Annotated in this window: 20 protein-coding genes, 1 tRNA gene and 7 pseudogenes; 10 read left to right on the forward strand and 18 right to left on the reverse strand. The window is 68.6% G+C overall.

From position 1 onward, the window contains the following. A pseudogene (locus BN4348_RS45015) lies at positions 1 to 1,711 on the forward strand (ATP-binding cassette domain-containing protein); the annotation flags it as partial. Here BN4348_RS45015 and BN4348_RS45020 read toward each other — a convergent pair. Both BN4348_RS45020 and BN4348_RS45025 read right to left on the reverse strand, forming a co-directional pair. Next, positions 1,670 to 2,785, reverse strand: a complete 1,116-nt coding sequence (locus BN4348_RS45020) for an esterase-like activity of phytase family protein (RefSeq protein WP_066913997.1) — start codon at positions 2,783 to 2,785, stop codon at positions 1,670 to 1,672. The pseudogene BN4348_RS45015 and the gene BN4348_RS45020 sit on opposite strands and share 42 nt — an antisense overlap. Then, the gene (locus BN4348_RS45025; protein WP_066913999.1) at positions 2,778 to 3,344 is read right to left on the reverse strand and encodes a methyltransferase family protein; all 567 of its coding nucleotides are present in this window, start codon (positions 3,342 to 3,344) and stop codon (positions 2,778 to 2,780) included. Before BN4348_RS45025 ends, BN4348_RS45020 begins: the two co-directional genes overlap by 8 nt. A 73-nt stretch (positions 3,345 to 3,417) precedes the next feature. Here BN4348_RS45025 and BN4348_RS45030 point away from each other — a divergent pair, with 73 nt between their 5' ends. Further along, entirely contained in the window at positions 3,418 to 5,358 is a 1,941-nt protein-coding gene (locus BN4348_RS45030) for an acyl-CoA dehydrogenase family protein (RefSeq protein ID WP_066914001.1), read from the forward strand. A gap of 37 nt (positions 5,359 to 5,395) precedes the next feature. Here the strand turns inward: BN4348_RS45030 and BN4348_RS45035 are convergent, their stop codons facing one another. After that, positions 5,396 to 5,854, reverse strand: coding sequence for an LppP/LprE family lipoprotein (locus tag BN4348_RS45035; protein WP_235852894.1), 459 nt, complete (start codon positions 5,852 to 5,854; stop codon positions 5,396 to 5,398). 354 nt (positions 5,855 to 6,208) lie between these two features. Between BN4348_RS45035 and BN4348_RS45040 the strand changes: the two genes are divergently transcribed. The 5 genes from BN4348_RS45040 (at position 6,209) to BN4348_RS45060 (ending at position 14,402) form a co-directional block, all read left to right on the forward strand. Beyond that, complete coding sequence (locus BN4348_RS45040; RefSeq protein ID WP_066914003.1) at positions 6,209 to 10,378, forward strand: bifunctional nitrate reductase/sulfite reductase flavoprotein subunit alpha; 4,170 nt, start codon at positions 6,209 to 6,211, stop codon at positions 10,376 to 10,378. 140 nt (positions 10,379 to 10,518) lie between these two features. Next, positions 10,519 to 10,791: a hypothetical protein gene (locus BN4348_RS45045; RefSeq protein ID WP_066914004.1), complete on the forward strand. Its 273-nt coding sequence runs from the start codon at positions 10,519 to 10,521 to the stop codon at positions 10,789 to 10,791. 278 nt (positions 10,792 to 11,069) lie between these two features. Beyond that, a complete protein-coding gene (gene cysK, locus BN4348_RS45050; RefSeq protein ID WP_066914005.1) occupies positions 11,070 to 12,002 on the forward strand; it encodes a cysteine synthase A in 933 nt (310 codons plus the stop codon). 2 nt (positions 12,003 to 12,004) lie between these two features. After that, positions 12,005 to 12,688, forward strand: coding sequence for a serine O-acetyltransferase (gene cysE / locus BN4348_RS45055; RefSeq protein WP_066914006.1), 684 nt, complete (start codon positions 12,005 to 12,007; stop codon positions 12,686 to 12,688). 67 nt (positions 12,689 to 12,755) lie between these two features. Then, entirely contained in the window at positions 12,756 to 14,402 is a 1,647-nt protein-coding gene (locus tag BN4348_RS45060; protein ID WP_066914007.1) for an NAD-dependent malic enzyme, read from the forward strand. 73 nt (positions 14,403 to 14,475) lie between these two features. On the opposite strand, the gene BN4348_RS45065 is transcribed toward BN4348_RS45060, so the two are convergent. Together BN4348_RS45065 and BN4348_RS45070 are read right to left on the reverse strand one after the other, a co-directional pair. After that, entirely contained in the window at positions 14,476 to 15,084 is a 609-nt protein-coding gene (locus BN4348_RS45065) for a muconolactone Delta-isomerase family protein (protein WP_066914009.1), read from the reverse strand. A gap of 157 nt (positions 15,085 to 15,241) precedes the next feature. Beyond that, a tRNA-Asn gene (locus BN4348_RS45070) sits at positions 15,242 to 15,317 on the reverse strand. A 130-nt stretch (positions 15,318 to 15,447) separates the two neighbouring features. On the opposite strand from BN4348_RS45070, the gene BN4348_RS45075 reads away from it, so the two are divergent. Next, the gene (locus BN4348_RS45075) at positions 15,448 to 15,714 is read left to right on the forward strand and encodes a hypothetical protein (RefSeq protein WP_066914024.1); all 267 of its coding nucleotides are present in this window, start codon (positions 15,448 to 15,450) and stop codon (positions 15,712 to 15,714) included. On the opposite strand, the gene dnaG is transcribed toward BN4348_RS45075, so the two are convergent. From dnaG to BN4348_RS45090, 3 genes are read right to left on the reverse strand one after another with little or no spacing between them, the layout of a single operon-like run. After that, a complete protein-coding gene (dnaG, locus tag BN4348_RS45080) occupies positions 15,689 to 17,587 on the reverse strand; it encodes a DNA primase (protein WP_066914011.1) in 1,899 nt (632 codons plus the stop codon). The genes BN4348_RS45075 and dnaG overlap by 26 nt on opposite strands. Positions 17,588 to 17,613: 26 nt before the next feature. Next, positions 17,614 to 18,216 (reverse strand): superoxide dismutase[Cu-Zn], encoded by a 603-nt coding sequence (sodC, locus tag BN4348_RS45085; protein WP_084454246.1) that lies wholly within the window; start codon positions 18,214 to 18,216, stop codon positions 17,614 to 17,616. 15 nt (positions 18,217 to 18,231) lie between these two features. Beyond that, complete coding sequence (locus tag BN4348_RS45090; protein WP_276003374.1) at positions 18,232 to 19,503, reverse strand: deoxyguanosinetriphosphate triphosphohydrolase; 1,272 nt, start codon at positions 19,501 to 19,503, stop codon at positions 18,232 to 18,234. Positions 19,504 to 19,560: 57 nt separating this feature from the next. On the opposite strand from BN4348_RS45090, the pseudogene BN4348_RS45095 reads away from it, so the two are divergent. After that, positions 19,561 to 20,001, forward strand: a pseudogene (locus tag BN4348_RS45095) (TPM domain-containing protein); the annotation flags it as partial. Here BN4348_RS45095 and BN4348_RS45100 read toward each other — a convergent pair. The 7 genes and pseudogenes from BN4348_RS45100 to BN4348_RS62525 all read right to left on the reverse strand — a co-directional run. After that, positions 19,970 to 20,392 (reverse strand): annotated as a pseudogene (locus BN4348_RS45100) (CHC2 zinc finger domain-containing protein); the annotation flags it as partial. The pseudogenes BN4348_RS45095 and BN4348_RS45100 overlap by 32 nt on opposite strands. A 26-nt stretch (positions 20,393 to 20,418) precedes the next feature. Further along, positions 20,419 to 21,021, reverse strand: a complete 603-nt coding sequence (gene sodC / locus BN4348_RS45105; protein WP_084454246.1) for a superoxide dismutase[Cu-Zn] — start codon at positions 21,019 to 21,021, stop codon at positions 20,419 to 20,421. Positions 21,022 to 21,036: 15 nt separating this feature from the next. Then, positions 21,037 to 21,297: pseudogene (locus BN4348_RS63120) on the reverse strand (deoxyguanosinetriphosphate triphosphohydrolase); the annotation flags it as partial. Positions 21,298 to 21,324: 27 nt separating this feature from the next. Then, positions 21,325 to 21,486: pseudogene (locus BN4348_RS63125) on the reverse strand (PPE domain-containing protein); the annotation flags it as partial. 239 nt (positions 21,487 to 21,725) lie between these two features. Then, positions 21,726 to 22,010: a WXG100 family type VII secretion target gene (locus tag BN4348_RS45115; protein WP_066914016.1), complete on the reverse strand. Its 285-nt coding sequence runs from the start codon at positions 22,008 to 22,010 to the stop codon at positions 21,726 to 21,728. A 50-nt stretch (positions 22,011 to 22,060) separates the two neighbouring features. Beyond that, complete coding sequence (locus tag BN4348_RS45120; protein ID WP_066914021.1) at positions 22,061 to 22,357, reverse strand: WXG100 family type VII secretion target; 297 nt, start codon at positions 22,355 to 22,357, stop codon at positions 22,061 to 22,063. A 73-nt stretch (positions 22,358 to 22,430) separates the two neighbouring features. After that, positions 22,431 to 22,691: a hypothetical protein gene (locus BN4348_RS62525; RefSeq protein ID WP_066914030.1), complete on the reverse strand. Its 261-nt coding sequence runs from the start codon at positions 22,689 to 22,691 to the stop codon at positions 22,431 to 22,433. 340 nt (positions 22,692 to 23,031) lie between these two features. Between BN4348_RS62525 and BN4348_RS61575 the strand changes: the two are divergent. Further along, positions 23,032 to 24,246 (forward strand): annotated as a pseudogene (locus BN4348_RS61575) (TPM domain-containing protein); the annotation flags it as partial. Here the strand turns inward: BN4348_RS61575 and BN4348_RS61580 are convergent. The 3 genes and pseudogenes from BN4348_RS61580 to BN4348_RS45140 all read right to left on the reverse strand — a co-directional run. Next, positions 24,239 to 24,517: pseudogene (locus BN4348_RS61580) on the reverse strand (PPE family protein); the annotation flags it as partial. The pseudogenes BN4348_RS61575 and BN4348_RS61580 sit on opposite strands and share 8 nt — an antisense overlap. A gap of 239 nt (positions 24,518 to 24,756) precedes the next feature. Next, the gene (locus BN4348_RS45135; RefSeq protein WP_066914022.1) at positions 24,757 to 25,041 is read right to left on the reverse strand and encodes a WXG100 family type VII secretion target; all 285 of its coding nucleotides are present in this window, start codon (positions 25,039 to 25,041) and stop codon (positions 24,757 to 24,759) included. Between the two features lie 29 nt (positions 25,042 to 25,070). Continuing rightward, positions 25,071 to 25,367: a WXG100 family type VII secretion target gene (locus tag BN4348_RS45140; RefSeq protein ID WP_066914023.1), complete on the reverse strand. Its 297-nt coding sequence runs from the start codon at positions 25,365 to 25,367 to the stop codon at positions 25,071 to 25,073. Positions 25,368 to 25,619 lie beyond the last annotated feature (252 nt).

Genomic DNA, 25,619 nt, shown 5'->3' on the forward strand with positions numbered 1-25,619 from the left:
AACCGCCGGCGCCGCCACCCGCGCCCACGCCGCCGCCCGTCGCGCACGACGGGGACGACAAGGGCGCGGGGCTGATCGAGCAGATGAGCACGCGAAAGCTGCGGGCCCCGGGCACCTCCTTTCGCACCCGGGAGCCCAATGCGACATTTCGGTTGCCACTGCAAGCCGGGGCGCGCACCAGCGGGGTCGTCGCGCTCGAGCTGGGACTCGCGGTCGACGGGCGCCGGGTGCTCAGCGACATTTCGTTCACGGCGGCGCTGGGCACGTTGACCGCCGTCACGGGGCCGTCGGCGGCGCGCAACTCGGCGCTGCTCGAACTGCTCGGCGGCACTCGGGAACTCGGCTCCGGCCGAATCACCGTGGACGGCCACGACGTGCACGCCGAGCCCGAGTCCATGCGCACCCGGATCGGCATCGTGCAGCGCGAGGAGTGCCTGCACCCGCGGCTCAGCGTCGAACAGGCCATGCGATACGCCGCCGAACTGCGCCTGCCGCCGGACACCACAGCCGAACACCGCGAGCGGGTGGTGGACCAGGTGCTGGAGGAACTCGAGCTGACACCCCACCGGGCGACCCGGATCAGCGGGCTCCCACCCGAGGCGCGCCGCTGCGTCGCCCTGGCGGTCGAATTGGTGACCCGACCGACTCTGCTGGTGGTCGACGGACCCGGCGCCGGGCTGGATGCGGCGCAACAAGCCCACGTGATGGCGATGCTGCGCCGCCAGGCCGACATCGGCTGTGTCGTGGTGGTAGCGATCTCGGCGACGTCGTCGCTGGGCGGCCTCAGCATGTGCGATCAGGNCCGCCTGAGGTCGCCGCGCCCTGGCCGCTCCCCGCCGAGCTGCCCGCGACGCGGCAGATCCGGCTGCTGGCCCGCCGCCAGCTCCGCCTGATCTTCGCCGACCACGTCTACTTCTTGTTCTTGGCGGTGTTGCCCTTCGTATTGGCGGCGCTGACGCTGCTGATCCCCGGCGACTCCGGGTTGGAACGGCCCGCCCCGGCCAGCCCCAACCCGCATGAAGCCATCGAGATCCTGGCCGCGCTCAACATCGCCGCGGTGATCGTGGGCAGCGCGCTGACCATCCGCGCCCTGGTCGAGGAGCGCCGCGCCTTCCGCCGTGAGCAGGCCGTCGGGCTGTCGACGCCGGCCTACGTCGCCGCCAAGCTGGTCGTCTTCGGCCTGGCCGCGCTCATCCTGACGGCCGTCTTGTTCGCGATCGTGGTCGTCGTGAAGGGCGGCCCGGTGCACGGCGCCGTCCTGTTGGGTGACGCCACGGTCGAGCTCTATGTGAGCGTGGCCGTCACCGCGGTGGTCTCGGCGGCCGTGGGGCTGGCGCTGTCGGCGATGGGCAACCGGATGCGGGAGGTTCTGCCGCTGCTGGTGCCGGTGATCCTGGCCTCGCTGCTGTTCAACGGGAGCCTGGTGCAGCTGGTGGGCAAGTGGGGCTTTCAGCAGGTTTCCTGGTTCGTCCCGGCCCAGTGGGGCTTCGCGGCGTCGGCATCCACGGTCGACCTGCGCAGGGTCGACGCGCTGGCCGCCAACGCCCAGACGTGGACCCACTATTCGGGCTGGTGGGTGTTCGACCTGGTCATGCTGATGGCCTTCGGCGCGGGCGCGGCCGGTGCCGCGCTGTATCGGCTGCGGGCGCCCAAGCGGGCGGCCCGTCCGTTACATCGCGAACAGCAGGAACTGGGTGACCTGGCTGGGTGAAAAGTTGTTGTCGCTGACCAGCACCACCGATTGGCGACCGTCGGGCAGCTTGGGTCCCAGCGTGATGCCCTCGACGTTGTCCAGGGGCGCCAGCCCCGGCGTCGCGGAGAGATCGACCGCCAGCGTCTTGGTCATCGGGGTCAGCGCCGCGCCCTGCATCGACGGCAGTGACAGCACGTCCGTCGCGGCACCGATCTCGGCGCGGTACATCCGGATGGTCGGGGGCACCGCAGACGACCGTTCCAGCACCAGGAACGTGGTGTCGGACAGCGCGACGAGGTCCGAGACGCCGTTGAGGTCGGCGGGCGGCGCGGGCGGTTCCATCGGATAGGCGTACTGCGCCGTCGGCGCCCCGGTGGTGACATCGAACTTGGTGATCCGGGTCAGCACGCCGCGGCCGTCGTCGCTTTTCGGGCCGTCGTTGTAGCCGGAGTCTTCCATTGCGGCGAACAGCCACTGGCCGTCGGGCGTCAGCGCCACCCCCTCCAGCGCCTTGTTGCGGCGCGGCCCGGTGCGCTGCGCCGACATGGCCAGGTTGGGCGGCAGGCTGAACTGACCCAGGTAGGCGCCGTCCAGCCCGGCCGTCCTCACCCAGGGGTCCAGCAACACCGGCCCGTCGGTGAGCCGCTCGCCCTCCGAGCACCAATACAGCCGCTGCCGCCCGGGGTCGAAGGCGATGCCCTCCGGGTCCGGAGGAACCACCGGCGGCGTGGCGTTCACGGCCAGCGGCGCGAACGGCCGACCGGCCTCGTCCAGCAGCGGGTGGGTGGCGGTGAAGGTGAGGTCGTCAATTCCTTTGTCGGACAGGGACAGCCGCACGGTGTAGAAACGGGCCGGGTTCTCCTCGGAACGGTCGTCGCTGATCACGTAGTACTGCTGGCGGCCCGCGTCGTAGCTGATCCCCGACAGGCCCCCGATGACCGTGCCGCCGAAAGCGGTGCCGAAGGCGACCTGCGACTGGCCGAGGTAGGTCAGCGTCGGCGGGCTCGCCGGCGCCGGGGCGCACCCACCCAGCGACACGGCCAGGCACAGACCGCCCACCGCGAGCCGGCGACCGGGCGCGGCGCTACACATAGCGCCTGACGTGTCGGCAGTAGTCGGCGTAGACGTGCCCGTAGCGCTGCCGCATGAATTCTTCCTCGCGCAACACTTGCCGGTGGAACAGCGCGGTGGCGGCGAGCAGGTAGATCAGCGGAACCCAATTCGGAAACACCAGCAGCTGGCCGAGAAGGAACACGAAGAAGCCGACATAGATCGGGTTGCGGCTCACCGCGAATATCCCCGTCGTCACCAACCGACCGGGCTCGTCGACGTCGATGCCGACGCGGAAGCTGGTGCCGAACGACACCAGGCTCAGCACCAGGATCCCGACCCCGGCCAGGCAGAGCGCCACGCCCAGCCACGCCAGGATCGTGGAGTGGAAAAACAGCCGGTGGCTGGCCAGGGGCCAACGGAAGGCGGCCGCGAACACGGTATAGAAGTAGAACAGCGCCACCGGCGGGATCAGATAGTCCGTCTTGTCCAGCTTCCCGAAATGCATGGCGCGGATGCCGGCCCGGCGCAGCAGCACGACCCTGGCCACGACGGTGCCGATCAGCAGCACAACCGCCAGGGCGGCCAGATATCGCGGCATCGCTCGATCATGGCACCGACGTGGCGGCGCCGAGCCTGTTTGCGGGGCCCGATCAGCGGGTTACCGTCCTTCTATGGCGCCAGAAACGACAAGCACTGCCGAGCACCTGCGCAACGCCCTCGACGGGCGGTGGCGCGACGTGAAGAACCGGATGCGGGCCACGATGACCGAGGACCTGTTCCGGCCGCACTACACCCCGAACACGGTGATCGCCCGCACCAAGGTGGCCGAGCAGATGAGGATCATGGCCGCGTTCGGCGCCGCGGCCGACAACTTCCGCAAGGAGCATGGCGGGACCGGCGACGTGGGCGCGGCGATCACGATGATCGAGATGCTGGCGATGTCGGACCTGTCGCTGATGGTGAAGGCCGGGGTGCAGTGGGGGCTGTTCGGCGGTGCCGTCGAGAACCTGGGCACCGAGCGCCACCACGAGGCCTACGTGAAGAAGATCATCAGCCTCGAGTTGCGCGGCTGCTTCGCGATGACCGAGACCGGGCACGGCAGCGACGTCCAGTCGCTGGAGACCACCGCGACCTACGACCCGGAGACCGACGAGTTCGTCATCGACTCCCCCACCCCGACCGCCCGCAAGGACTACATCGGCGGCGCCGCCCAAACCGCCACCATGGCAGCGGTTTTCGCGCAGCTGATCACCACCGAGGACGGCCAGCCGGTCAACCACGGCGTGCACTGCCTGCTGGTCCCCATCCGCGACGCCGACGGCAACGACATGCCCGGGGTGACGACGTCCGACTGTGAATACAAGGGCGGCCTGCCCGGCGTCGACAACGGCAGGATCGTGTTCGATCACGTTCGCGTCCCGCGGGTGAACCTGCTGAACAAATACGGCGACGTCGCCGCCGACGGCACCTACAGCTCGCCGATCGACAACCCGAACCGCCGCTTCTTCACCATGCTGGGCACGCTGGTGCGCGGCCGCATCACGGTGGGCGGCAGCGCGGGCGCCGCCGGTCGCGTCGCGCTGGATATCGCCACCCGGTATGCGTTGCAGCGCAGGCAATTCTGCGCGCCCGGCGACGAGAATGAGGTGCTGATCATGGACTACCTGGTGCATCAGCGCCGGCTGTTCCCGTTGATCGCCCGCTCCTACGCGCTGCAGTTCGCCCAGAACGAGCTCGTCGGCCGATGCCACGACGTCCAGACCGCGGACGCGCCGGACGCCGACGAGCAGCGCGAGCTCGAAGCGCGCGCCGCCGGGCTGAAGGCGGCCAACACCTGGCACGCGTCGCGCGCCATCCAGGAGGCCCGCGAAGCCTGCGGCGGCGCGGGCTACATGGCCGAGAACCGGCTGATCGGGTTGCGCGGCGACACCGACGTCTTCACGACGTTCGAGGGCGACAACCACGTGCTGACCCAGTTGGTGGCCAAGGAGCTGCTGACGGCCTACGCCGATGACATCCGCAGCATGAGCCCGGTCGAATGGGTGCGCTTCGCCGCCAACACCGTCGGCGAGCGGGTGCGCAAACGCACTGCCGCGGAAGCCATCGTGCAGACGCTGGTCGACGCCCGCCAGGACAGCGAGGAGGAGGGCAGCCTCTTCAACCGCGGTACCCAGGTGAACATGTTCGAGGAGCGCGAGGACTATCTGCTGTCGTCGGTCGCGCGCCGGCTACAGGGCAAGTCCAAGGAGATGTCGGAGTTCGACGCGTTCAATGCCGTGCAAGATCACGTGCTGCACGCCGCGAACGCCCACATCGACCGAATCGTGTTGGAGGCGTTCGTCGCCGGGATCGACTCGTGCGAGAACGAGCAGGCGCGCGAGCTGCTCGACATGGTCTGCGACCTGTATGCGCTGTCGGTGATCGAGGAAGACAAGGCCTGGTACATCGAACACGGCTACCTGTCGACGGGGCGGGCCAAGGCGGTCACCCGCGGCATCAACGATCGCTGCCGCAAGCTGCGCCCGTACGCCGAGACGCTGGTCGACGGGTTCGGCATCCCGGAGCCGCTGCGCTACGCCGAGATGCTGCACCCGGAGAACCTGCCGGACTGAGCCGGCGGTAGCGCGCGTAAGCGGTTGCACGGCAAGGCTACTGGTGCGGGATGGCGCCGAGCGCCTGCAGCTTGCCGTCCGATCCGATCTTGAACTTCACCGTGCCTACTCCCGTGGGACAGCAGGGCTGATCCTTGCCGACCTGCCACCGGTATTGGACCGTGACGGTGTCATCGGACGGCGGCAGCACGGTGATGTAGGGCTTGGGGTTCGGGGTGGGCGGGCCCAGCGGGGTGTTGTGGTCGAAGAACAACAGCTGCTGCGGCGTTGACTCGCCGGCGATGGTCGGAATGATCTGAACCCAGTACAAGCGGCACTTGTTGGTGTGCCCCCTTGCGATTTCGACCCAGTTCGAGCCCGGAACCTCGATCGGGACCGACGCGATGGCCCGGCGGACCGTGTCGGCCGACGGCCCGTCGGAGTCCTTGCACGTGTCGGCGCGCGGGGCCGGTGGCGCCGAGGGCTTTCCGCCGCAAGCCGTGGCCAACAAAAGCAGCAGAATCACAAACCGGCGACGCACATTGTGAGCTTAACGAAAACTGTGAATGTCCCATCTGTTTCGTCGGAACCCCTATTCCGAGGCGCAATTCGGGCAGCCCAATGGGTAATCTGGGCGGCGTCGCGGATCGGTGTTGACCTGCGATTACCCGGTCGGCAGCGGGTTTTACGGACACCTCACACACCGCTCCGTATCTGGTGAGAGGAAGCCGTAAAGCGGCGGAAACATCGGGCGCCCGACGCCGAAACATCCTTGTCGCACCATTTAGCGCAATAGGCCGTTGCGCGCTTGAGGAGGGAACTAGGCGTGGCTACCGAGCCTCGCGGCGCCCGTACCGACGCCGTGAATAGCATGTGCGCCTACTGCGGTGTCGGCTGCGGCATAGTGTTACAAGTCACAACGGACCCGCAGAGCGGCCGTCGTCACGTTGCGAAATCCGTTGGGAACACCGGCCACCCGGCCAACTTCGGCCGGTTGTGCACCAAGGGGGCGACCACGTCGGACCTGCTGGCCGCGCCGGGACGGCTGGATGCCGCACACGCGCGAGCCGACCGCGGCGAATCGCTCGAACCGCTCGACATGGATGATGCGATCACTCGGAGCGCGAAGCGGCTGCGGGCGATCATCGACCAGCACGGCCCGGACGCCTTCGCGATGTACGTGTCGGGCCAGATGTCCGTCGAGGCTCAGTACCTGGCGAACAAGCTGACCAAGGGATTCATCCGCACCAACCAGATCGAGTCGAATTCGCGGCTGTGCATGGCCAGCGCGGGCTCCGGCTACAAGCTGTCCCTCGGGGCGGACGGGCCGCCCGGCTCCTACCAAGACTTCGACCACGCGGACGTCTTCTTGGTGATCGGCTCCAATATGGCCGACTGCCACCCGATCCTGTTCCTGCGCATGATGGACCGCGTCAAGGCCGGCGCGAAGCTGATCGTGGTGGACCCGCGTCGCACCGCGACCGCGGAGAAGGCGGACCTGTTCCTTCAGATCGCCCCCGGCTCGGACCTCGCGCTGCTCAACGGGCTGCTACACCTGATCGTCGAGAACGGCCAGACGGACCCGGATTTCATCGCCCAGTTCACCGAGGGCTGGGAGGAGATGCCGAGCTTCCTCGCGCAGTACACCCCCGACGCGGTCAGCGAAATCACCAGCGCGGCAACCGAAGACATCCGCACCGCCGCGCGCTGGATCGGCGACGCCGAAAACTTCCTGAGCTGCTGGACGATGGGCCTCAACCAGAGCACCCACGGCACCTGGAACACCAACGCGATCTGCAATCTGCACCTGGCCACCGGCACGATCTGCACACCCGGCAGCGGCCCCTTCTCGCTCACGGGGCAGCCCAACGCCATGGGCGGCCGCGAAATGGGTTACATGGGGCCGGGTCTGCCGGGTCAGCGCTCGGTGCTGTCGGCCGCCGATCGCCAGTTCGTCGAGGACGTCTGGAGCATTCCGCCCGGCTCGCTGCGCACCGAGGTGGGCACCGGCACGATCGACATGTTCTCCCGCATGGCCGAAGGCCAAATCAAGGCTTGCTGGATCATCTGCACCAATCCCGTTGCCAGCGTTGCCAATCGCAGGACGGTGCTGGCCGCCCTGGAGCGCGCCGACCTGGTGATCACCCAAGACGCGTTCCTGGAGACCGAGACCAACGAGTACGCCGACATCGTGCTGCCCGCCACGCTGTGGACGGAGTCCGAGGGCGTGATGATCAATTCCGAGCGCAACCTGACCCTGTTTCAGCCGGCCGTGCAGGCGGCGGGTCAGGCCCTGCCGGACTGGCAGATCATCGCCCGGATCGCGTGCGAGATGGGCTTCGCGGACTCGTTCACCTATGCCTCGGCCGAGGAGGTGTTCGAGGAGATCAAGCGGTTCTGGAACCCGGCGACGGGCTACGACCTGCGCGGCGCCAGCTACGACCGGTTGCGGCGGACACCGCTGCAGTGGCCGTGCCCACCGGAGGGCACCGACGACCGCAACCCGATCCGCTACCTCAACGACGGAATCAGCCAGACCCGCGTGGTCCGCGAGGACGGCAGCGCGCCCCGGTTGGCCTTCCCGACGCCGAGTGGCCGCGCGATGTTCTTCGCCCGCCCGCACCTGCCGCCCGAGGAAATGCCCGACGGCGACTACCCCTTCCTGCTGAACACCGGACGCCTGCCGCACCAGTGGCACACGCTGACCAAGACCGGCAAGGTGGCCAAACTCAACAAGCTCAACCCCGGACCCTTCGTCGAGATCCATCCCGACGACGCCGCGCGACTGCAGATCTCGGAATCAGACCGGGTCGAAGTCTCGTCGCGCCGGGGCCGCGCCGTGCTGCCCGCCGTGGTGACCGACCGGGTGCGCCCCGGCAACTGCTTCGCCCCCTTCCATTGGAACGATGCCTTCGGCGAGTACCTGTCGATCAACGCCGTCACCAACGACGCGGTCGACCCCGTGTCGCACCAACCCGAGTTCAAGGCCTGCGCGGTCGCGCTGACGAAGGTCGCCGCCACCGCACCCGAGTTGGCGCCCGAGCCCGAACCCGCGGTTGCCGCCGACGCACGAGACGCCGGACGGGAAACCAGCGTGTCACCGGTCGACGCCCTCGCCGCATTGTTCGGCGTAGCAGACGAACCCGCCCCGAAGTTCGACGAGCGGGGCCGCTCCTACCTGGCCGGCATGCTGGCCGGGTTGCGGTCCGAAGCCGGCCGTCGCGCCGGCGGCGTGCCCACCCTGCCCGTCAGCGCACCGTTCGACACCCGTACCCGGTTGTGGGTGGACGGTGTTCTCGCCGGGATGTTCGCCCGCAGCGATGGGCCCGGCTCGATGCGGGAGCTCCCCGGCGGCGCGCCGAAAGATGCGGCACCCCGGCTGGATTCGGTGCCACAGCGGGCGCCGGTCGTGGTGCTGTGGGCCTCGCAGACCGGGAACGCGGAGGAGCTCGCCGCCGACGTCGCCGCGCAATTGGGCGAGGCCGGCGTGCCGGTCGCCTTGCACGGCATGGACGACTTTCCCGCGGCGCAGCTCCCGAGCACGCGGGAGCTGCTGCTGATCACCAGCACCACCGGCGACGGCGACCCGCCGGACAACGGCGCCGCCCTGTGGCGGGCGCTGACGTCCGACAGCGCACCACGCTTCACCGCCACCCGGTACGCCGTTCTCGCGCTGGGCGATTCGAACTACGACGACTACTGCGGCCATGGCCGCAAGCTCGACGAGCGGCTGGCCGAGCTGGGCGCAACCCGCATCGTGGACCGGGTCGACTGCGAACCCGACTACGAGGACGCCGCGGCCGCCTGGCTGAGCGGCGTCATCCACGCGCTGGCCCGCACACCGGCGCCGGCGGGGCGGGACGGCGGTGCGACGACGGCCGCGTCCGCGCGGACCCGGCCGGCCAACGGCTCCCAAGCGGTCGGGTACACCAAGAAGCATCCCCTGATCACCGACATGGCCCACAATATCAAGCTCGGCCAGCCGCAATCGGCAAAAGATGTGCGGCAGTTGGTGTTTCGTGTGCCCGAGGGCACGATCAGCTACGAGGCCGGTGACGCGCTCGGGGTGTGGCCGCGCAACAGCGACCGGCTGGTCGACGAATGGCTGTCGGTCACCGGGCTGGACGCGCAGACCCCGGTCGAGGTCGGCGAGCACGGTTTGATGTCGTTGCGCTCCGCGCTGACCGAACGCATCGAGATCGCCCACATCAGCCGGGACCTGGTGCGGTTCGTGCAGGAGCGCACCGGCGATGCGAAACTCGCCGAGCTGCTCAAGCCCGAAAACAGGGTGGAGCTGAGCAATTGGGCATGGGGGCGCCAGTCCATCGACCTGCTCGCGCAGCTGCCGGTGTACGCATCGGCCCACGAGTGGCTGAGGGTCCTCAAACGCCTTCAGCCGCGGCTGTATTCGATCTCGTCGAGCCCCAAGGAGTGCCCCGCGGAGGTCCACCTGACGGTCTCGCCGGTGCGCTACAACTTCCAGGGCGTCCCGCGCCGCGGGGTGTGTTCGACCTACCTTGCTGCCCGCTCACCCGGAGATCGCGTCGCCGTCTTTCTGCAGCAGTCGAGCAACTTCCGGCCCCCCGCCGACCCGGATACCCCGATGATCATGATCGGTCCGGGCACCGGGATCGCGCCCTTCCGCGGCTTCCTGCAGGAGCGGCGCGCCCTCGGGCACACCGGCCCCAACTGGCTGTTCTTCGGCGAACAGCACGCCGCCACCGACTACTACTACCGCGACGAGATCGAGCAGATGCATGCCGACGGGTTGCTGACCGAACTGGACCTGGCGTTCTCCAGGGACCAGCGCGAAAAGGTCTACGTGCAGCACCTGATGCGCAAGCGCGGGGCCCAGCTGTGGCGCTGGTTGCAGGACGGCGCACAGCTGTACGTGTGCGGTAATGCGGACCCGATGGCCAAGGACGTCGACCGCGCGCTCTGCGACATCGCCGCCGAGCACGGCAACCTCGAGCCGGACGCGGCGAGGGCCTACCTCCGCTCCCTGGGCGCCGACAAGCGCTACCACCGCGACGTCTACTAACGGCCCACCGCGGGCCTTTAATACGACGGAAACATCGCACACCCGCCGCCGAAACATCGTCGTCGCACGATTGCCTCATCTGGTTGCGTCGAGGAGGGACCGTGGACGTGGCTCGGGAGTGCGATAGGCCCGATCGGGTCATGAAACGCGTCTGCCCGCTGCGGTGTCGGCGGCAGCCCGAAGGCCGGGGCTCGGCCGCCGGCCAGGTCGACTGGGCGGGGCTGCCGGTCAACCTCGACATGGCGTTCTCGCGGCAGCAGCGCGACAAGGTTTACGTCCAACACGTGATGCGCAAGCAGGGCAGCCAGCTGTGGCGGTGGGTGCACGGTGACGCCCAAGTCTGCGTCTGCGAAACCGCGGCCACCGACGGGGCCCCGAGCGCCGACCCGGCGAAGGACTACGTCAAACCCTAAAGCGCGAGCGCCGTTGGGTGGCAACGAGCCAGACCGGGCGCGACGTGCGGATGTCCTATAGTGGGGCTATGCAACAGGCCACACAGCCGCGCCTCGCCCTCACGCGCCGCCCCGCCGTGGATTCTTGTTGTCGTTGTTGTTGTTGATTCCTGACGGCTTCTGACGCTGACGATCGGCCTCGCGCGTTTGCCCAGGAAGAAAATGGCCATCGAATTCGTATCTCCGGGTAGCCGACGAGCCCCGTACCAACCCGAACCGACACCGCCTAAGGAAGTTTGATGAGCATCGCCGAGGACGTCACCCAGCTGATCGGCAACACGCCGCTGGTCCGGCTGCGGCGGGTCACCGAAGGCGCCGTCGCCGACGTCGTCGCCAAGCTGGAGTCCTTCAACCCGGCAAACAGCGTCAAGGACCGCATCGGGGTCGCCATGCTGGACGCCGCCGAAGAGGCCGGCCTGATCAAACCCGACACCATCATCCTCGAGCCGACGAGCGGCAACACCGGCATCGCGCTGGCGATGGTGTGCGCGGCGCGCGGCTACCGGTGCGTGCTGACCATGCCCGACACCATGAGCACCGAACGGCGCATGCTGCTGCGCGCCTATGGCGCCGAACTCGTGCTGACCCCGGGCGCGGAGGGCATGCCGGGCGCCATCGCCAAGGCCGAGGAACTGGCCAAGACCGACCAGCGGTATTTCGTGCCCCAGCAGTTCGAGAACCCGGCCAACCCGGCGATCCACCGCGCGACGACCGCCGAGGAGGTGTGGCGCGACACCGACGGCAAGGTCGACATCTTCGTGGCCGGCGTCGGCACCGGCGGCACCATCACCGGCGTCGCGCAGGTGATCAAGGAGCGCAAGCCGTCGGCGCAGTTCGTCGCGGTGGAACCGGCCGCTTCCCCGGTGCTGTCCGGTGGCCAGAAGGGACCCCACCCCATCCAGGGCATCGGGGCCGGATTCGTCCCGCCGGTGCTGGACATGGACCTTGTCGACGAGGTTGTCGCCGTCGGCAACGAGGAGTCGCTCGCCATGGCGCGGCGGCTGGCCCGCGAGGAGGGATTGCTGTCCGGCATCTCATCCGGGGCGGCCGTGGTGGCGGCCCTGCAGGTCGCCCGCCGGCCCGAGAACGCCGGCAAGCTCGTGGTGGTCGTGCTGCCCAGCTTCGGTGAGCGCTACCTGAGCACGCCCCTGTTCGCCGACCTGGCCGACTGACCATGCTCGCGGCCATACGTCGGGACATCCGGGCGGCCAGGGAACGGGACCCCGCCAGGCCCACCACGCTGGAGGTGGTCCTCGCGTACCCGGGCGTGCACGCGATCTGGAGCCACCGGATCAGTCACTGGCTGTGGCGGCGCGGCGCCAGGGTGTCCGCGCGGACATTGGCGGAATTCACCCGCATCGTCACCGGTGTCGACATCCACCCCGGCGCCGTCCTCGGGCCGGGCCTGTTCATCGACCACGCGACCGGCGTCGTGATCGGGGAAACCGCCGAGGTGGGCGAGGACGTCCACATGTATCACGGCGTCACCCTCGGCGGCAGCGGCGCGGACACCGGAAAACGGCATCCGACCGTCGGCGACCGGGTGACCATCGGCGCCGGAGCCAAGGTCCTCGGCGCGATCAAAATCGGCGACGACAGTCGGATCGGGGCCAACGCCGTGGTGGTCAAGCCGGTGCCGTCGGGCTCGGTGGTGGTCGGCGTCCCCGGGCAGGTCATCAGCCGCGCCGGACGGGGCACCCCCGACGACTCGATGATGCCCGACCTCGTCGGCGTCAGCCTGCAGTCCCTGCTCACCAGGGTGGCCAAGCTGGAGGCGCAGAACGACGGGCAGCAGAATGGCCTGGTGATCCGGCCCCCCGAGGCCGGGGTGTGGCACGGCGAGGACTTCTCCATCTGACTTCGCGTGGCCGGCCTTCGGATGTTCTTCAAGATGCGTTAACCGCGATCGGCGCTACGGTGGCGTAATGAGCGATCCCTGCACGCCGCGGATCCCGGCGGCGCTGGCCGCGCCGAGCCTGAATCGCGGGGTGGGCTTCACGCACGAGCAACGGCGACGGTTGGGGCTCACCGGCAGGCTTCCGTCGGCGGTGCTCACGCTCGACGAACAAGCCGACCGGGTGTGGCATCAATTGCAAAGCCTGGCAACGGATCTGGGCCGCAACCTGCTCCTCGAGCAGCTGCACTACCGGCACGAGCTGCTGTACTTCAAGGTGCTCGAGGACCACCTGACCGAGCTGATGCCGGTGGTCTACACGCCCACGGTCGGTGAGGCCATTCAACGTTTCTCTGACGAATACCGCGGGCAGCGTGGGCTTTTCCTGAGCATCGACGAGCCGGACGAGATCGCCGAGGCCTTCGAAACTTTCGGTTTGGCACCCGACGATGTCGACCTGATCGTATGCACCGACGCCGAAGCGATTTTGGGCATCGGTGACTGGGGCGTGGGCGGAATCCAAATCGCCGTGGGCAAATTGGCGCTCTACACCGCCGGGGGCGGCATCGATCCCCGCCGTTGCCTCGCGGTGTCGCTCGATGTCGGCACCGACAACGAACAGCTGCTGGCCGACCCGTTCTATCTCGGCAATCGTCACGCCCGGCGCCGCGGCGAGGAGTACGACGAATTCATCAGGCGCTACATCGAGACCGCGCACCAAATGTTTCCGCACGCGATCCTGCATTTCGAGGACTTCGGGCCGCTCAACGCGCGCAGGATCCTGCACACCTACGGCGACCGCTACTGCGTGTTCAACGACGACGTGCAGGGCACCGGCGCGGTGGTCGTGGCGGCGGTGTACGGCGGATGCCATGTCACCGGGGTTCCGCTGCGCGACCAGAGGGTGATCGTCTTCGGCGCCGGGACCGCCGGGATCGGCGTGGCCGACCAGATCCGTGACGCGATGATCGCCGACGGCGCCACCGCCGAGCAGGCCGCGTCGCAGATCTGGCCGATCGACAAGCAGGGCCTGCTCTTCGACGACATGGACGACCTGCGCGACTTCCAGGTGCCCTACGCCAAGAACCGCCAACGGCTGGGTGTGGGTGGCGGTGATCGGGTCGGCCTGCTGGACGCGATCAAGCTGGCGTCACCCACCATTTTGTTGGGCTCGTCGACCGTGTTCGGCGCGTTCGACCAGGAGGTCATCGAGGCGATGACCGCATCCTGCGAACGGCCGATGATTTTCCCGCTGTCCAACCCCACCTCGCGCATGGAGGCGATGCCGGCCGACGTGCTGCGGTGGTCGGAGGGCAAGGCGCTGATCGCCACAGGCACTCCGGTCGCCCCGGTCGAATACGACCACACCACCTACACCGTCGGCCAGGCGAACAACGTGCTGGTGTTCCCCGGGATCGGGCTGGGCATCATCGTCGCCCGGGCCAGGCTGGTCACCCCGGGCATGCTGCAGGCGGCGGCGAGAGCCATTGTGCGCCAAGCTAATCCGATCAATACCGGAGACTCGCTGTTGCCGGATGTGCGGAACCTGCGCGACATTTCTGCCGCCGTCGCCGAGGCGGTCTATCACGCCGCCGTCGACGACGGGGTGGCCACCAGGACCCACCCTGACGTCCGGCGGGCCGTCCTCGACACCATGTGGCGGCCCGTCTACGACTGAGCCCATGGTGGCGACCCGCCTCGCCTGGCATCGCCGCGCTCGCGATCGCCACTGGCCCATGGTGGCGTGCTGGCTAGGCGGTGGCCGGGTCGTTGGGATGCGCGGTCAGCGGCGTGGTTTCCACGCCCATCCACGGGCGCAGCGGTAGCGATTCCAGGATCGCTTCCATTCCCTCGGCGTCCGGGGCGCGCCACAGCCCCAGCGCGCGGGGCTCCCCCGGCGTGGGCAACAGCATCCACAGCCGTTCCAGGTGCCCACGATCGGCCAGCTCGCGGGCCCGCTCGGCCTCCCGGGACACGGCGTCGCTGACAACCTCCGGTGCGACGCCGCGCGGGATGCCGATGGTGATCGTCGTCAGGAACTCCGCGGCCCCGCCCGGGCCTTGCTCCGCGCGCCCGGCCGGATCGTTCGGGTGAGCGGTCAGCACCGTCGCCCGGTCGGTGCGCCAGATGCGCAGCGGCATCGAGGCGAGCACCTCCTCGAGTTGGGCCTCGTGGTCGGCCGCGAACAGGCCAAGAGTGCGCCATTCGCCGGGCTGCAGCGGCGGTCGCCACAGGCGCGACAGGCTGCCCTGCGCGGCCAGCTCGCGGGAACGGGCGGCTTCGCGGGTGCGGACGTCGTCGACGACCTCGGGCGGCGTTCCCTCCGGCACTTGCGTGGTCATGGTGACGAGGAATTCCATGAACCCTCCTATTGAGTTGTGCTCACAGTAAATTCACGGTGACCCGGGCGCCAGCGGCCGCCGTGCGTTCGCGGGGAGGGTGAATGCCGTATTCGAGGATGGGCTGATGGCTGGATCCGGGCGATTTTCCGCCTTGAACGCACACGCATGGCCCAGTTGGCTCCCCCGCCTGGACTCGAACCAGGAACCTATCGGTTAACAGCCGAACGCTCTGCCAATTGAGCTACAGGGGATCAACACGACCGCGGGACGACTCTAGCGTACTGGTTTGACCGTGCCCAACTAGCAGGATACGGAGATCGACCGCGCACGCATCCGGCCGAGTGAGGCAGGATGGAGTCATCGATCGTCGGGAGGAACGCTTTGATCCGGTATGTCGTGGTGCTGGGACTGGGTTACGTGCTGGGCTCGAAGGCGGGGCGTCGCCGATACGAGCAGATCGTCGGCACCTATCGCGCGCTGACCAGCAGTCCCATGGCCAAGTCGATGATCGAAGGGGGGCGCCGCAAGGTCGCCAACCGGATCTCGCCCGATACCGGATTCGTGACGCTGGCCGAGATCGATGACCAGACGGCTGTGGTCGAGCGGCCGGCCGAGCCGGCCCTCACACCGTCAGATCGTCCCCGCTAGCCTGCTCCAACAGGCTGCGCCGGTAGGCCTCCATGGCGACCAGGTCGCCGAACAGCGCGTGGTACTCGTCGCCCTGCTCGATGGGCGACATGCGCTGCAGCTTGGACTTGACCTCGGCGATCTGCCGGCCCATCCAAACCTCCTGCAGGCGGGCCAGCACCCCGGCGATGTAGCGCGGTAGCTTCTCGTCGTCCACCGCGATGGACTCCACCCCGAGCTCGCTGATCAGGCCCGCGGTCAGGGCCGATGTGGTCCGCTGGCGCACCCCGTCGATCCACTCCGCCCCGGTGAGGCCGGTCGAGGTGCCGCCGGCGGCCTCGATGGCCGCGCGGACGGCCGCGTAGCCGGGATGAGTGAAGCTCTCGACGGGGAGGGTGTCGAACACCGGGCCGGCCAGCGCCGGGTATTGCAACGCGGACTTGAGCGCCTCGCGCTGCGGCCACAGGATGGGATCGCGCGGGTCGGGACGGGCGGCTCGCGGCTCTGGGGCCGCTTCGGCAGAAGCCCGACCGCTCCCGCGGAGGTTGGCGGAAACCCGGGGCTTCTTGGCCTCGCCGCGCACCCGCTCGATGACCTGCGCGACGTCGTCCCAGCCGACCCAGCCGGCGAGCTGGCGGGCGTACTCGTCGCGCAGGGTGGGGTCCTTGATCTGGCTCACCATGGGCACGCACCGGCGCAGCGCAGTCACCCTGCCCTCGGCGCTGTCCAGGTCCATTTCGGCAAGCGTGGTGCGAATGGCGAACTCGAACAACGGCGTTCGCCGCGCGACCAGGTCGCGCAGCGCGGCGTCGCCGGACTTCAGCCGCAGGTCGCAGGGGTCCATGCCGTCCGGTGCGACGGCGACGAAGGACTGTCCGGCCAGGTTCTGCTCGCCGCCGAACGCCTTGATGGCGGCGGCCCGACCGGCCGCGTCGCCGTCGAAGACGTAGATCAGCTCGCCGCGGAAGAAGCTGTCGTCCATCATCAGCCTGCGCAGCATGGCCAGGTGCTCGTCGCCGAACGCGGTGCCGCAGGAGGCGACGGCGGTGGTGACCCCGGCCAGGTGCATCGCCATCACATCGGTGTAGCCCTCGACGACGACGGCCTGGTGGCCCTTGGCGATGTCGCGCTTGGCCAGGTCGATGCCGAACATCACACCCGACTTCTTGTACAGCATGGTCTCGGGCGTGTTGATGTACTTGGCTTCCATCGGGTCGTCGTCGAACAGGCGGCGGGCCCCGAACCCGATCACCTCGCCGGCCGACGTGCGGATCGGCCACAACAGCCGACGGTGGAAGCGGTCCATCGGGCCGCGGCGCCCCTCCCGGGACAGGCCGGCCGCCTCCAGCTCCTTGAACTCGAAACCCTTGCGCTGCAAATGTTTGGTCAGCGAGTCCCAGCCGGAGGGGGCGAATCCGCAGCCGAACTGGCGGGCCGCCGCGGCGTCGAAGTTCCGCTCCTCCAAATACCGGCGGGCCGGCGCCGCCTCGTCGGACTCCAGCGCCGCCGCGTAAAACTCGGCCGCGGCCGCGTTGGCGGCGACGAGCCTGCTGCGGCTGCCGCGGTCGCGCTGCACGCTGGTGGCCGGGCCGGTGTAACTGATGGTGTGGCCGACCCGGTCGGCGAGCAGTTCGACCGCCTCGACGAAGCTGACGTGCTCGATCTTCTGGACGAACGCGTACACGTCGCCGCCCTCGCCGCAGCCGAAGCAGTGGAAGTGGCCGTGGTTGGGGCGGACGTGGAACGACGGCGATTTCTCGTCGTGGAACGGGCACAGGCCCTTCAGGGAATCGGCACCGGCGCGGCGCAACTGCACGTAGTCGCCGACGACGTCCTCGATGCGGGCCCGTTCGCGGATGGCGGCGATATCGCGATCAGAGATCCGGCCGGCCATCGGCCCAGTCTAGGACGCCGGGTGCGTCAGCTCGTCCCGATGACCCCACACGCGATGCGTTCCATCGCGTTGTCGGCGTTTTGCGCGCCGTGGATCATCAAAGCGGTCTTGTCGCCCGCCAGCAGCTGGTCCCGGGTGAACGCGTCGGTGGTGGTCACCAGGTATGCCGAACCGTCCTGGCGCACTTCGAGCATCGTCAGGTCGCCGCTCTCGGGCATCCCGGTGTGCCCGGGGGCCTGGAAGTGCCCGCCGGCGGACAGGAAGTTTCCGGGCGGGCCGCCCGTCGGGGCGACCGAGTTGGGCTCACATTTGCCGACCGCGTGCACGTGCATGGCGTGAAAGCCGGGTGCCAGGATCCCGGCGGCCACGGTCTTGACCGTGACGGTGGCATAGCCGTTGCTGAAATCGAAGGTGGCCGTGGCGACTTCCCGCCCGTCGGCCGTCTTCAGGTTGGCGGTGAGCGATCCCGCCGCGGGCGCCGGGCTCGACGTCGCCGACGTCCCCGGGGAAGCGCTCTGGACCGGGGGCGTGGTGCCGGTCTGGCTGGTGGCGTGCTGGGGTGAACTGCAGGCGGTCACGGCCGCGACGGGAAGAGACAGCAAGACGGCGGCGGCGGCGAATTTGGTCATGCTGGAAGCCTAACGCTACCCACTCGCCGGGCTGGTATCGATGCGCTCCAGCCGGCCCTCGGTGTAAGAGGCGATCTGGTCGACGACGACCCGTAGCCGGGCCCGGTCGTCGGCCGCGTTGGTGAACGCCGCGGCGTACACGGGGTCGAGCGTTCCGGGCGCCCCGGCGGACAACCAGTGCGCCACCCGGTGGACGCGTTCGCGCTGCCGGGCCTGGGTTTCCAGGTGCCGCGGGTCCGACATGATGAACTGCAGCGCCAGTATTTTCAGCAGGGCGACCTCGGCGCGCACCAGGTCGGGCACCTGCAGGTCGGCCCGGTAGCGCACCAGCGGCCCGGGCCCGGCCGCCGCGCGCGTGGTTGCGATGGCGGCCGAGGCGAATCTGCCCACCAATTCACTGGTCAGTCGCTTGAGCGCGACGGACGCCGCGAGCGTGGCGTCGTACTTGCCGACTGCGGCGACCACGGGCAGACCCGACAGCCGTCGCGCCGCCGCCATGAAGTCGTCGGCGCTGACCCGGGAGAATTCGCTCTCCCCCAGGCTGGCCAGCGCGGCCGCCTCGTCGTCGTCGGCCAGCACGCGCAGGTCGATGCGTTGGGAAACCACGCCGTCCTCGACGTCGTGCACCGAATACGCGACGTCGTCGGCCCAGTCCATGACCTGGGCTTCCAGGCACGTCCGATGCGCCGGTGCGCCGGCACGAACCCAGGCCGCCGGCGCGCGGTCCTCGTCGTAGAAGCCGAACTTGCGTCTGCCCTTGCCGCGCCCCTCGTCGCGGGTCCACGGGTATTTGGTGACCGCGTCCAGGGCCGCTCGAGTGAGGTTCAGCCCCGCGCTATTTCCTTGCTGGTCAAGCACTTTGGGCTCGAGGCTGGTGAGGATCCGAAAATTCTGCGCGTTGCCCTCGAAGCCGCCGTGGGCGGCCGCGAACTCGTCGAGCGCGCGCTCGCCGTTGTGGCCGTAGGGCGGATGCCCGATGTCGTGCGCCAGGCCGGCGAGCTCCACCAGGTCGAGGTCGCAACCGAGCCCGACCGCCATACCCCGCCCTATCTGGGCGACCTCCAGGGAGTGCGTCAACCGGGTGCGCGGGGTGTCGCCTTCCCGCGGCCCGACCACCTGCGTCTTGTCGGCCAGGCGGCGCAGCGCGGCGCTGTGCAGGACCCGGGCCCGATCGCGGGCGAAGTCGGTCCGGTGCTGGCCTTCCGTGCCCGGCAGACCCGCAGTTTTCGGCGCTTCGAACACCCGCCGCTCGCGGTCGAAGTCGTCGTATGCGTCTTGCTGTCGCATGGTCACCTGTTAATCACCGAAGCACAGTCTGCCAGGGAAGGCGGGCTACATTGACCTATGCGCACTGCTCGCCTGCTCGGCGTGATGCTGGCGGTCCTCGCGGGTCTGTGCGGGGCACTGCTGCCGGCGCCGCCGGCCGGCGCGCAACCGCCGTTTCCCCTGCCGGATCAGGTCACCGACAGCGCGAAGGTCCTGTCGGATTCCGGCCGCGCCGCGATCACGTCGGCCACCGACAAGCTGTACGCCGATCGCCACATCCGACTGTGGGTGGTCTACGTCGACAACTTCTCCGGGCAGAGCGCGGAGGACTGGGCAAGGCGCACCAGGAGCGCCAGCGAGCTCGGCGACTACGACGCGCTGCTGGCCGTGGCGACCACGGGCCGGGCGTACGCGTTCTTCGTCCCGTCCGCGATCAAGAGCGTCACGACCGGCCAGGTTGACCAGTTGCGCCGCACCAGGATTGAACCCGCCCTGCACAACGGCGACTNGACTCCAGCGCCGCCGCGTAAAACTCGGCCGCGGCCGCGTTGGCGGCGACGAGCCTGCTGCGGCTGCCGCGGTCGCGCTGCACGCTGGTGGCCGGGCCGGTGTAACTGATGGTGTGGCCGACCCGGTCGGCGAGCAGTTCGACCGCCTCGACGAAGCTGACGTGCTCGATCTTCTGGACGAACGCGTACACGTCGCCGCCCTCGCCGCAGCCGAAGCAGTGGAAGTGGCCGTGGTTGGGGCGGACGTGGAACGACGGCGATTTCTCGTCGTGGAACGGGCACAGGCCCTTCAGGGAATCGGCACCGGCGCGGCGCAACTGCACGTAGTCGCCGACGACGTCCTCGATGCGGGCCCGTTCGCGGATGGCGGCGATATCGCGATCAGAGATCCGGCCGGCCATCGGCCCAGTCTAGGACGCCGGGTGCGTCAGCTCGTCCCGATGACCCCACACGCGATGCGTTCCATCGCGTTGTCGGCGTTTTGCGCGCCGTGGATCATCAAAGCGGTCTTGTCGCCCGCCAGCAGCTGGTCCCGGGTGAACGCGTCGGTGGTGGTCACCAGGTATGCCGAACCGTCCTGGCGCACTTCGAGCATCGTCAGGTCGCCGCTCTCGGGCATCCCGGTGTGCCCGGGGGCCTGGAAGTGCCCGCCGGCGGACAGGAAGTTTCCGGGCGGGCCGCCCGTCGGGGCGACCGAGTTGGGCTCACATTTGCCGACCGCGTGCACGTGCATGGCGTGAAAGCCGGGTGCCAGGATCCCGGCGGCCACGGTCTTGACCGTGACGGTGGCATAGCCGTTGCTGAAATCGAAGGTGGCCGTGGCGACTTCCCGCCCGTCGGCCGTCTTCAGGTTGGCGGTGAGCGATCCCGCCGCGGGCGCCGGGCTCGACGTCGCCGACGTCCCCGGGGAAGCGCTCTGGACCGGGGGCGTGGTGCCGGTCTGGCTGGTGGCGTGCTGGGGTGAACTGCAGGCGGTCACGGCCGCGACGGGAAGAGACAGCAAGACGGCGGCGGCGGCGAATTTGGTCATGCTGGAAGCCTAACGCTACCCACTCGCCGGGCTGGTATCGATGCGCTCCAGCCGGCCCTCGGTGTAAGAGGCGATCTGGTCGACGACGACCCGTAGCCGGGCCCGGTCGTCGGCCGCGTTGGTGAACGCCGCGGCGTACACGGGGTCGAGCGTTCCGGGCGCCCCGGCGGACAACCAGTGCGCCACCCGGTGGACGCGTTCGCGCTGCCGGGCCTGGGTTTCCAGGTGCCGCGGGTCCGACATGATGAACTGCAGCGCCAGTATTTTCAGCAGGGCGNCCGGACCCGCCCAGGGCCCGTCGGTCAACCCGGAGACCACCGACTGGAACGACGCCGCCGCGCCCGCCAGGTCCGTCGCCAGGGAGTCCCAGGCCGACGCCGCCATGAACAAGGGCCCCGAACCCGCCCCGGCGAACATCAACGCCGAGTTGATCTCCGGCGGGAAGAACGTAAAAGCGGGAACCATCACACCCCCAAGCCAGCCAGCCGCATCAACGGCACAGTCCAACGATCAACAGACACCACGGGCTGATCCTAAGTCCTTCGCCCATCAAAAGTCCGGGGTTTCACCAAACCGTCTAACCCATCGTGGCATTCAATTCGCGTCGCGGACCCGTTCTCGTTACCCGCGGGGGGCATCGGTGTCTTCGAGCACCTCGGGCGCGGGTAACACCCGAGGTGCTACCCGCGCCCTTGGGAGGCAGATCAGGCCCAGCTCGACCCGACGGCCGAGTCGGTGCTGGCCATGTTGCTGCCGGCGCTTTGCACCTTCTGGCCGTGGGCATTGGCCTGCTCGTAGATCACCTGGAAGTTGCGACCCAACTGGGTGATGAACTCCTGGCAGGCCACCGAACCCGAGCCACCCCAGAAGTCACCGGCGGCCAGCACATCGCGAACGATCGCCTGGTGCTCGGCCTCCAACGACGCGGCCTGGGCGCGAATCGTCGCGCCGTGGGCGTCGACGTCGCCAAACTGGTAATTGATGGTCATGTTTACGTCCTTTCAAGTCTTGGAAAGTTGGGGACGACAGCGCGTGTGAGCTAGCTGCCGAGGATCTGCTGGGAAGCCTGCTCTTGCTGCTCGTAGTTGTTGGCGTCGCGGATCAGCCCGTCACGCACACCGTGCAGCATGTTCACGATGTTGCGGAAGGCCTGATTCATCTGACCCATGGTGTCGTAGGAGGTCGCCTGCGCCTGGCCACTCCAGCCCGCACCGGCGATGTTCATCGACGACGCCCACATCTTGCGGGCCTCGTCCTCAACGGTCTGCGCGTGGACCTCGAAACGGCCCGCCATCGCCCGCATCTCGTGCGGGTCGGTCATAAAACGTGTTGCCATGTTGCCTTTCTCCTTCTGGATTTAACTTCCTGGATTCCTCATACAGGTTGGTCTTGGATTACGCGTTGAAACCTCAGCCCGCCGCCGGCGAGGTCGGTACCACGCTGGTCGTGCGCGGCATGTCGAAGCGAGGTTCCGCCTCGGCTTGCCACTCACTCCATTCGGCCCACTCATTCCACTCGTCCATGCCCTCGCCGGCAGCCTCCGGGTTGAGCCCGTCGGCCGCCTGCGCGGTCGCATCGGCGCCTTCTTCCGGCTCCGGTGCCCAATGGTCGTAGTCGTCCGGGGGAACAGCCACCCCCCACTTGAGCGGAACCGATAAGCCGCCGAGCATCCCCGACTCGCCTCGCTTTGCCGATACCGCATCGTCCGGCAACGGGGAACCAAGAGGCAAAAGCACGGTGCCCCCTTCCACAGCCGTTTCGTTCATCTTCGAACCCGGCGGCGAATTCATCGCCACCAGGCACTTCGCATCGTAAGTCAATCCTGAGGACAATATCCGGGATTCACCGATTTCGCCTCTTTTAGAAGCTGCGCAAGATCCTGGGCGAAACCGATGACGGAGTCCGGGTGAGGGCGGCGCGCTGCGCTTGACGCAACCGCAAGACGGCCACAACCCGGGCCCTGGGCCGCCGACGCGCGGCCCGGCTTATCACCTGCCCTTTCNCGCCGCGTTGGCCGCCGCGCGGCACGTCGACCCCACCGACGCCACCGCGCTGGCTGCCGTACCGCTGGAGGCCCTCGACGACCTGTCGCGCTCGATGGTGGTCGACGTCGACAACGCGGTGCGCACCAGCGCCAACGAGCTGACCCTGGCGATCGACGAGTTCGGCGACCAGCGGACCCAGCCGTTTACCGAGGCGGTCAACAACGCCAAAGCGGCGCTGTCGCAAGCCTTTACCGTCCGCCATCAGCTTGACGACAGCACGCCCGAGACACCGGCGCAACGCCGCGAACTGCTGACCCGGGTGATCGTCTCGGCGGCACACGCCGACCGCGAACTCGAATCACAGACGGAGGCATTCGAGAAGCTGCGGGGTCTGGTGCTCAACGCCCCGTCGCGGCTGGACGCGCTGACCGGGCAATACGTCGAACTCACCAGCCAGATCGACCCCGCCGAACAGCGGCTGGGCGAGTTGCGCAACGAATTCGACGCTACGGCACTGACTTCGGTGTCCGGCAATGTCGCAGGCGCCAAGGAAAGGCTGGCATTCGCCGACCGCAACATCAGTGCGGCCCGTGAACTGGCCGGCCACGCCGAGATCGGGAAGCAGACGGGATTGGTGGATGCCTACCACGCCGCCGAATCGGCGCTCGGGCAAGCCCGAGCGCTGCTGGATGCGATCGACAACGCGGCCACCGACATCAGGCACGCCATCGCGGCGTTGCCGACGATCGTCGACGACCTCCACGCGGCCGTCAAGCGCGCCGACGACCAGCTGAAGAACGCGCCGAGCGCGGCATCGGGTCATACGGCCGAGCTGACCGCGGCCCGAGACGCGGCGACCGGGGCGTTGGACTATTCGCGCAGCACCGGCGGCGCCGCCGATCCGCTCGGCGCGTTCGCCCGGCTCACCAAGGCCGGCGCCGACCTCGATCGGGTGCTGGACGCCGTGGCCCAGGAGCAGGCGAACGCCGAACGGCTCAACCGGTCCTTCGAGCAGGCGCTGTTCACCGCCCAGGCGCGGGTGCGCGGCGTCTCCGAATACGTCGACACCCGTCGGGGCAGCATCGGAGCCGAGGCCCGGACCCGGCTCGCCGAAGCCGGACGGCACCTGCAGGCCGCACAGGACAAGAGGACGACCGACCTGACCGAGGCGATCGCGCACGCCAACGCGGCGTCGACGCTGGCCGCCCAGGCGCAGGCCCTGGCGAATGCCGACGTGCAGNCAGGCCCGCCGACTCCGCCTGCCCGGCCGCCGCGCTCAGCCACCCCACGTAGGGCGTCGCCGCCGCTGCCATGGACATCGACGCCGGACCCGCCCAGGGCCCGTCGGTCAACCCGGAGACCACCGACTGGAACGACGCCGCCGCGCCCGCCAGGTCCGTCGCCAGGGAGTCCCAGGCCGACGCCGCCATGAACAAGGGCCCCGAACCCGCCCCGGCGAACATCAACGCCGAGTTGATCTCCGGCGGGAAGAACGTAAAAGCGGGAACCATCACACCCCCAAGCCAGCCAGCCGCATCAACGGCACAGTCCAACGATCAACAGACACCACGGGCTGATCCTAAGTCCTTCGCCCATCAAAAGTCCGGGGTTTCACCAAACCGTCTAACCCATCGTGGCATTCAATTCGCGTCGCGGACCCGTTCTCGTTACCCGCGGGGGGCATCGGTGTCTTCGAGCACCTCGGGCGCGGGTAACACCCGAGGTGCTACCCGCGCCCTTGGGAGGCAGATCAGGCCCAGCTCGACCCGACGGCCGAGTCGGTGCTGGCCATGTTGCTGCCGGCGCTTTGCACCTTCTGGCCGTGGGCATTGGCCTGCTCGTAGATCACCTGGAAGTTGCGACCCAACTGGGTGATGAACTCCTGGCAGGCCACCGAACCCGAGCCACCCCAGAAGTCACCGGCGGCCAGCACATCGCGAACGATCGCCTGGTGCTCGGCCTCCAACGACGCGGCCTGGGCGCGAATTAGCGCGCCGTGGGCGTCCACGTCTCCGAATTGGTAGTTAATTGTCATCGCACGAATCTCCTAACGCCCCGAAGCCACTAACTGCTCAGAATCTGTTGTGAAGCCTGCTCTTGCTGCTCGTAGTTGTTCGCGTCGCGGATCAGCCCGTCACGCACTCCCTGCAGCATGTTCACAATGTTGCGAAACGCCTGATTCATCTGACCCATGGTGTTGTAGGACGTCGCCTCCGCCGTCCCGCTCCAGCTGGCGCCAGAAATGTTTTGCGACGAGGCCCACATCCGATTCGCCTCATCCGTAACCGTCTGCGCATGCACGTCGAAACGACCTGCCATCGCCCGCATCGCGTGCGGATCGGTCATAAACCGAGTAGCCATTACCCCACTCCTTCCGTAACAAATAAATCGAAGTTAGGCGCCGCTGCGGCGCCCCACGCGCAGCCCGACCTATCACCCCCGCCCTATCCAACTCCGACGCGCGGTACCACGCTGGGCCGCGACTGCACGACATTCGGGCTCGCCCCGCCGCGGCCCATCATCCCGCCGGGCATGCCGGCTCCCATGCCACCCATCGGCATCGGCATGAACGGCATGCCGCCGCCCGCGGGTGCCCCGCCCGCGGCGGCGGCC

The organism is Mycobacterium interjectum (genome assembly GCF_900078675.2).
GTDB classification, from domain to species: Bacteria; Actinomycetota; Actinomycetes; order Mycobacteriales; family Mycobacteriaceae; genus Mycobacterium; species Mycobacterium interjectum.